Source organism: Aminobacter sp. P4_H6_2 (assembly GCF_056400805.1).
The window spans coordinates 1-7416 of sequence record NZ_JBFUKO010000263.1; the positions used below are offsets into that span (position 1 = coordinate 1).

Genomic DNA, 7416 nt, shown 5'->3' on the forward strand with positions numbered 1-7416 from the left:
GGAGGCGCTGATTGCGCTGGCGTACGAGCGATTGCCGGAGTTGGCGTGCCGGAAGACGAGGTAGCTGGAACCCTCGTGGTTGGAGGCCTGGCCGGAGATCGTGAGTGAATATTCGGGAGGGCCGTGCGGGCCAGGCACCTCACCATGAGGGTGGCGGCGCAGTGCGTCGCGTCGGCTCATCACGTAGGTTCGCGCCAAGCGTTGAAGGTTGGCAGCGCGGCCTCTCAGTAGCCCTCATGGTGAGGTGCCCGGCCAGCACTGCGTCGGCGGCATTGCATAGACTTGCCCGGCCGGGCCTCGAACCACGAGGGCGCCAGGTGCTTCCCTCCCCACCCTCATGGACAAACCCCAGGCCTTCCGCTCTACCAAGCGGCCGCGGGCGCGCATCGCATGAGTCGGGCGCGGGCGGCGGTTTCAAATCCAGGGGAAGAGCATGCGCATTCGGTCGATGATGATGGGGGCAGCCGCGCTGGTGGCGGTTGGGACGTTGGCTGCGCACGCGCAGGCCGAAGGGTTCGAAAACATCGTGCTGTCGGCGAGCGAAGACGCGGAAGAGACCCAAGCGACGTTTGCGCCGGATACGGCGAAGATTTTCTTGTCCGCCGAACTGACCGACGCGGTGGCTTCAGGATCGAAGCTCACGGTGAGCTGGGTTTCAGTCGATTCCGGTGGTGTCGCGCCGGCTAACTACAAGATCGACGAAGTCAGCTTCGAAATCGGCATGATCGAAAACCAACTCGACGCCTCGATGACCAAGCCGGATGCCGGCTGGCCGGTCGGCACCTATCAGGTGCAGATCGCCGTGGATGGAACGGTGAAGGAAACTGTGGATTTTGCGGTGAAGTGATGGGGCTGGGGGCGCGCAAGTGCCCCCTCACCCGACCGCTGGGGAGAGGAGAATGAGGCGTTCGCGCCGCCCCTCATCCGGCCGCTGCGCGGCCACCTTCTCCCCGTGAACGGGGAGAAGGAAAAAGGGTGTCTCAGTTATCGCCCATCTTGAGCGCCTGGATGAAGGCTTCCTGCGGGATGTCGACCTTGCCGAACTGGCGCATGCGCTTCTTGCCCTCTTTCTGCTTCTCGAGCAGCTTGCGCTTGCGGGTGACGTCGCCGCCGTAGCATTTTGCGGTGACGTCCTTGCGCAGGGCGGAGATGGTTTCGCGGGCAATGACCTTGCCGCCGATCGCTGCCTGGATCGGGATCTTGAACATGTGCTGGGGGATCAGCTCCTTGAGCTTTTCGACCATGACGCGGCCGCGCTTTTCGGCGGCCGTGCGGTGGACCAGCATGGAGAGCGCGTCGACCGGCTCCTCGTTGACCAGGATCGACATCTTGACGAGGTCGCCTTCCTTGTAGTCGGTGAGGTGGTAGTCGAAGGAGGCGTAGCCCTTGGAGATCGACTTCAGCCGGTCGTAGAAGTCGAACACCACCTCGTTGAGCGGCAGGTCGTAGACCAGCATGGCGCGCTTGCCGACATAGGAGAGGTCGACCTGGATGCCGCGGCGCTCCTGGCACAGCTTGAGGATCGAGCCGAGATAATCGTCAGGCGTCAGGATGGTGGCGCGGATCCACGGCTCCTCGATCGCGGCGATCTTGACCACGTCGGGCATGTCGGCSGGGTTGTGCAGTTCCTTGACCGTGCCGTCGTTGAGATTCATCCGGTAGACGACCGAAGGAGCAGTGGCGATGAGGTCGAGATTGAACTCGCGCTCGAGCCGCTCCTGGATGATCTCGAGGTGCAAAAGGCCAAGGAAGCCGCAGCGGAAGCCGAAGCCGAGTGCGGCCGAGGTTTCCATTTCAAAGGAGAAGCTGGCGTCGTTGAGACGCAGCTTGCCCATGGCGGAGCGCAGGTCCTCGAAGTCGGCGGCGTCGACCGGGAACAGGCCGCAGAACACCACCGGCTGGGCCGGCTTGAAGCCCGGCAGGGCCTTGGCGGTGGGGCGCTTGTCCTCGGTGATGGTGTCGCCGACGCGGGTGTCGGCCACTTCCTTGATCGAGCCGGTGAAGAAGCCGAACTCGCCGGGGCCAAGCTCGTCGACCTGGATCATCTTGGGGGTGAAGACGCCGGTACGCTCGACCAGATACTTGGCGTTGGTCTCCATCATGCGGATGGTCTGGCCCTTCTTGAGCTTGCCATCGATGATGCGTACCAGGACGATGACGCCGAGATAGGTGTCGTACCAGCTGTCGACCAGCATCGCCTTGAGCGGCGCGTCGATGTCGCCCTCGCGCGGCGGCGGCAGCTGGTTGACGATCGCCTCCAGCACGTCGGGGATGCCGAGGCCGGTCTTGGCCGAGATGTAGACGGCTTGCGAGGCGTCGATGCCGATGACTTCCTCGACCTGCTCCTTGATGCGCTCGGGCTCGGCGGCGGGCAGGTCGATCTTGTTGAGGACGACCACGATCTCGTGGTTGTTGTCGATGGCCTGGTAGACGTTGGCGAGCGTCTGCGCCTCGACGCCTTGCGAAGCGTCGACGACGAGCAGCGAACCCTCGCAGGCCGACAGCGAACGCGACACTTCATAGGCGAAGTCGACGTGGCCGGGCGTGTCGATCAGGTTGAGGATGTAGTCCTCGCCGTTGTTGGCGCGGTAGTTGAGCCGCACGGTCTGGGCCTTGATGGTGATGCCGCGCTCGCGCTCGATGTCCATGTTGTCGAGGACCTGTTCGGTCATCTCGCGCAGTTCCAGCCCGCCGGTGGACTGGATCAGCCGGTCGGCAAGCGTCGACTTGCCGTGATCGATATGGGCAACGATGGAGAAATTGCGGATGTGGTCGAGCGGTGTGGTCATGTGCGGCGCTTTAGCAGGGGCGACAAAGCTTAACAAGCGCGGCTTTGCGCCCTGTTGCTACCAGCGCAGCACGAAGCGGCCGGCAGCAGCGCCGGCAAGCGTGAGGATGGCGATGGCGAGCGAATACCAGGTGGCGACGAAGAACGGGGAATYGTCGAAGCAGTGCGCGGCGTAGAAGGTGGCGGCAAGGCCACCGGCAAGCAGGCCGCAAGCGGCACCGGCGAGGCCGGGCCTGGTCGGGGCGCCACGGCGCAGGGCGGCCAGGAAGATGGCGAGCGGGCCGAGACCGATCAGCGGGATCATGGTCAGGCAGACAAGGGCGTTGGTGCCGATGAGCCGCGTGCCCCATTCGGCTGATGGAATGGTGGCGAACTCAACAGCTAGCGCCACAAGCAGGATCRCCGGCGCAACGACCAGCGACGCGGCGCGACGGCCGAGCCGGGCGCCCGGACGGGCAAGCACCGCGACAAGCCCGCAGGCTGTGACGGCAACAGCCCCGGTGATGACGAATTTGAGCAGGAAGCGCCAGGTCTCGGCGGCGGCCGCGATGTCGGGGCGCGGTCCGAGCAGCACGGCAAAGACAATTGCGGCAACGATGCTGGCGGCAACGCAGGCAACAAGCAGCAGCGGGCCGAGCGAGGTTTGGCGGGAAGCGGCATCGCTCGAGATCGCCTTGATGAGGTCCTTGGTTTCCATGTCCGTTCCGTTCAATCCCTGACAAAGCGCCGGGAAATCGCCTTGAGGCCGCGATGAAGCGCCACCCGCACCGCCGTCTCGGTCATGCCTAGCGCGCTCGCCGTCTCGCCGATCGACGCGCCATCGACTGATATCGACGACACGACGTTGCGTTGCACCGGAGCAAGGGCGTCGAGCGCGCGGTCGATGTCGCGGCTGCCCAGGCTGTCCTTTTCCGGTTCGGCCAGCGTGTCGGCGAAGTCGGCGATGTCGACCTCGATGCGCTTGCCACGGCGGCGAAACGCATCGATCAGCTTGTAGCGGGCGATCGCGTAGATCCATGGCATCACGGCTTCGTCCTGCCGCCAGGTATGACGTTTCAGATGGATCGCAAGCAGCGTCTCTTGCACGACATCCTCCGGTTCGACACCGCCGTGAATGATGCGCCGGCGGCAGAAGCCCCGCACAAGCACCGCGACGCGCTCGAGAAAGACGGCATAGGCACTTTCGTCTCCTGCCATCGCCGCCCGGAAAAGCCGGGCAAGTTCGGCATCGTCCGTCCTCGTCAAGCTTGTCTTCCTCCTTTTCGGCGGCGGCGCCCGTTTGTTACGCGGCTGGCGAAATATGCCGAATATCGCGGCGGCGTCGATCACTAAAGCGTGTTCGAAAGCGAATGTAACGAAGCAGGGCCGCCTCGCGAAGTCGACGATGTGGGGCGCATGAGCGCTCCTACAACCTCTCATAGGAGTTGACCATGAATCGCCAGACCCTCGCCCTTGTTCTCGCCGGCTCGCTCGCTTCGGCACTTGCTTCCGCCGCCTATGCAGCGCCGCTGCCGGCAGAAAAGATGGTCGGCATGGAAAAGTGCTACGGCATCGCGCTGAAGGGCCAGAACGATTGCGCGGCAGGCGCGGGCACGACCTGTGCGGGAACCTCGACCATGGACTACCAGGGCAACGCCTGGAAGGCCGTTCCGGCCGGCACCTGCGCGACGATGGACGTGAACGGCCACAAGGGCATGCTTGAGCAGGCCAAGATGTAGTTCGTCGATGTAGCTCGTCTTGGGGTCCGGCACGCCGGGCCCCATCCACCATCTTCAACGCCGGGCAAACAGCATGAACATTTCGCGCAATCACGCAGGGACATTGCCGGCAGGCGCCGGCCTTGGCTTCAAGCCGGGGCACGCCGCCGAGATCTTCGCAACACTGCCGAAAGTGGGCTTCTTTGAAATCCACGCCGAGAACTACATGGGCGACGGCGGCGAACCGCACCGCGTGCTCGGTGAACTCGCAAGCCGCTACCCCCTGTCGCTGCACGGTGTCGGCCTTTCCATCGGGGCGGAACGGCCGCTCGACAAGACACATCTGGCGCGGCTTCGCAAGCTGGTCGACCGCTACCGGCCGCAGTCATTTTCCGAACATCTCGCCTGGTCGACGCATGATACGGGCTTCCTCAACGACCTGTTGCCGCTGCCCTATACCAAGGAAACACTCTCCCGTGTGGCCGACCATGTCGATGAGGTGCAGCAGACCGTTGGCCACCGCATGCTGCTGGAAAACCCCTCGACCTACATCCTGTTTGAAGACAGCAAGATCAACGAGATCGATTTTCTCGACAGCGTTGCCGAGCGCAGCGGCTGCGGACTGCTGCTCGACGTCAACAACGTCATGGTTTCGGCGGTCAACCATGGCCTCGACCCATATGCCTATATCGACCGGTTTCCGATCGAGCGCGTCGGCGAAATCCACCTTGGCGGTTATGACGAGACCGTCGACAGCGCCGGCGACCGTTTGCTGATCGACGCACATGGCTCGATGGTAATGGACGACGTGTTCGCGCTTTACCACCATGCGATAGCTCGGGCCGGACCGCTGCCGACGCTAATCGAATGGGACAACAACGTACCGGCATTTCCGGTGCTGCTTGCCGAGGCAATCCGTGTTGAAGCGGTGCTCCAAACAGCCCGCCACTGGCAGGACAAACGCCAGGCGAGGCAGGCATGAGCAGCGTCCAGGAGAAATTTGCCGCAGCACTGCTGGACCCCACGCTTCCCGTGCCGGATGGCGTGACGAGCGCGCGTGGCGAGGCCGATACGGCACGATTTGCCGTCTACAGGAACAATATCGCCGTCAGCCTGACCAATGCGCTTGGCCAGCGGTTCCCGGTGGTGAAGCGGCTGGTGGGTGACGAATTCTTCCATGGCATGGCCCGCGCTTTCATGGCGACATCGCTGCCTTCAAGCCCGCTGATTTTCGCCTATGGCGACCAGTTTCCGGATTTTATCGCAGATTTCGCGCCGGCCACCGCCTTGCCCTACCTCGCCGACGTGGCGAGGCTGGAGGCGGCATGGACCCGCGCCTATCACGCTGGCGATGTGCTGCCGATGACGGTCGAGGCGCTGGCCAAGGTCGCGCCGGACCAAATCGCGACATCGCGGTTCCGGATTCACGCAGCTACAGCATTGGTGCGCTCCAACTTTGCCATAGGCACCATCTGGCAGGCGCATCAGCAGGACTACGCCGGCAAGCAGTCAGTCGGCCATGCGGAATGGGTGGCTGTGACCCGGCCCGCCTTCGAGGTGCGCGTGCATGTCATACCCGGGGCGGACGGCGTTTTCGCCGCAGCCCTGTTTACCGGGTCGACCATCGGCGAGGCCGCGCAGGCCGTATTCGCGCAGGATCAGCAATTCGATTTCGGCCGGGCGATCACCGGCCTGATTTCGCTCGGCGCATTCGCCGGAATCGAGACATAGCGGAGACATCAGCGATGGCACGAACAGACAATGCTCCGATGCTGCGCGGCCAAGGCCAAGCGAGCCTGCTTCAGCGGGCCGAAAGCGCAATCGCCGCAATCCCCGCAACGCTACCGCTCCTGGCGCTCAGGTTTGCGATTGCCGTGCCCTTCTTCAAGTCGGGACTGACCAAATGGGACGGTTTCCTGACGCTGTCCAACGGCGCGCGCTACCTGTTCACCCAGGAGTTCAGCCTGCACATATTCGGCAATCAGTATCCCTATCCCGCACCCATCCTGATGGCGACGTTCGCCGGAATCGGTGAGATCGTGCTGCCAATATTGCTGGTGCTGGGACTGGGTACGCGCTTTGCGGCGATCGGCATCTTGCTGATGACCGCGGTTATCCAGCTGACAGTGCCGGAGGGCTGGGCCAATTTCCACCTGCCTTGGGCAGCAATGGCGCTGACGCTTGCCGTCTATGGCGGCGGGCCCATCGCGCTGGATAGGCTGGTCGGCCTTGGCAAGAGGAAGGGCTGAACCGCGCGAGCGCGCCGGTATCCATCACAACGCGCGCTATGGAGGTGCGCTAGCGGATGGCCGCGGCTTACGCCGTGCCGGCAATCGGCATCAGGTGCAGGTTTCGGCTGGCACGGCGGCCACAGGCGGCGAGCAGCGCCGAACACAGCATGTCGACGTCGGCCTCCTGGCGCGGACACCAGCCGCAGGTGCAGGCAGCGGGGCCCGAATGCGCATCTGATGTCTCGCGGTAGATCGAGCCCACCGCCTGGGCGGCGAGGCGCATGACGACCATCGGCGGCAGGCCGGTCTTGCGCATGACCTCGCAGAATTCGTTCATGATCGTGGCGCGGATATGCGCTTGCGCTTCCTCATGACGCCGTTCGTCTTCAATCGCATGTGCCAAGGTCATGTCTCCAGATCAATGTATTGGGTTAGCGGCGGTTGAGCTGCGAGCCGCTCGCAGGGGCGATCGCCGCGGCAGCGATCCGCAAGGCTTCGCGCGCTGTTTCGAGCTGACGCATCGCCTCGAACAACGCTTCCCTGTCGCGCCGGTGGATATCGAGCCGGTCGACGAACATCGAGCTGTCGCCGACCTCAGGCTGGGGCAGTGCGTTGAGCCGGCCAAGGCTGTCATTGGCGGTGCGGCGAGCGCTGTCGACCTGTTGATTCAGCGTCTCGACACGGCCGAGAAGCACGAGAT

At 63.9% G+C, this 7416-nt stretch carries 11 protein-coding genes; 5 read left to right on the top strand and 6 right to left on the bottom strand.

The features are described from left to right. The coding region (locus AC1DUU_RS18300) for a hypothetical protein (protein WP_476784827.1) at positions 1–180 on the bottom strand (180 nt) is incomplete at its 3' end. A 253-nt stretch (positions 181–433) separates the two neighbouring features. Between AC1DUU_RS18300 and AC1DUU_RS18305 the strand changes: the two genes are divergently transcribed. Next, a complete protein-coding gene (locus AC1DUU_RS18305; protein WP_476784828.1) occupies positions 434–847 on the top strand; it encodes a hypothetical protein in 414 nt (137 codons plus the stop codon). Between the two features lie 133 nt (positions 848–980). On the opposite strand, the gene lepA is transcribed toward AC1DUU_RS18305, so the two are convergent. Genes lepA through AC1DUU_RS18320 form a run of 3 tightly spaced genes read right to left on the bottom strand, consistent with a single transcriptional unit; the run spans position 981 to position 4033 of the window. Beyond that, positions 981–2789, bottom strand: a complete 1809-nt coding sequence (lepA, locus tag AC1DUU_RS18310) for a translation elongation factor 4 (RefSeq protein WP_476784829.1) — start codon at positions 2787–2789, stop codon at positions 981–983. Between the two features lie 57 nt (positions 2790–2846). Continuing rightward, positions 2847–3485 carry an NrsF family protein gene (locus AC1DUU_RS18315; protein WP_476784830.1) on the bottom strand — a complete coding sequence of 213 codons (639 nt, stop codon included), beginning with the start codon at positions 3483–3485 and terminating at the stop codon, positions 2847–2849. An 11-nt stretch (positions 3486–3496) separates the two neighbouring features. Further along, positions 3497–4033: a sigma-70 family RNA polymerase sigma factor gene (locus tag AC1DUU_RS18320; RefSeq protein WP_476784831.1), complete on the bottom strand. Its 537-nt coding sequence runs from the start codon at positions 4031–4033 to the stop codon at positions 3497–3499. 185 nt (positions 4034–4218) lie between these two features. On the opposite strand from AC1DUU_RS18320, the gene AC1DUU_RS18325 reads away from it, so the two are divergent. The 4 genes from AC1DUU_RS18325 to AC1DUU_RS18340 all read left to right on the top strand — a co-directional run bounded on the left by AC1DUU_RS18325 (position 4219) and on the right by AC1DUU_RS18340 (position 6734). After that, on the top strand, positions 4219–4506 hold the full coding sequence (locus tag AC1DUU_RS18325) for a BufA1 family periplasmic bufferin-type metallophore (protein ID WP_476784832.1): 288 nt from the start codon (positions 4219–4221) through the stop codon (positions 4504–4506). 73 nt (positions 4507–4579) lie between these two features. After that, positions 4580–5467 (top strand): MNIO family bufferin maturase, encoded by an 888-nt coding sequence (gene bufB / locus AC1DUU_RS18330; protein WP_476784833.1) that lies wholly within the window; start codon positions 4580–4582, stop codon positions 5465–5467. Next, positions 5464–6216 carry an HvfC/BufC N-terminal domain-containing protein gene (locus AC1DUU_RS18335; protein ID WP_476784834.1) on the top strand — a complete coding sequence of 251 codons (753 nt, stop codon included), beginning with the start codon at positions 5464–5466 and terminating at the stop codon, positions 6214–6216. The genes bufB and AC1DUU_RS18335 overlap by 4 nt, the downstream gene beginning before the upstream one ends. A 14-nt stretch (positions 6217–6230) precedes the next feature. Further along, positions 6231–6734, top strand: a complete 504-nt coding sequence (locus tag AC1DUU_RS18340; RefSeq protein ID WP_476784835.1) for a DoxX family protein — start codon at positions 6231–6233, stop codon at positions 6732–6734. A 67-nt stretch (positions 6735–6801) separates the two neighbouring features. Here the strand turns inward: AC1DUU_RS18340 and AC1DUU_RS18345 are convergent, their stop codons facing one another. Beyond that, positions 6802–7119 (bottom strand): hypothetical protein, encoded by a 318-nt coding sequence (locus tag AC1DUU_RS18345; RefSeq protein ID WP_476784836.1) that lies wholly within the window; start codon positions 7117–7119, stop codon positions 6802–6804. A gap of 28 nt (positions 7120–7147) precedes the next feature. Further along, on the bottom strand, positions 7148–7416 hold a 269-nt coding region (locus AC1DUU_RS18350; protein ID WP_476784837.1), incomplete at its 5' end, for a hypothetical protein.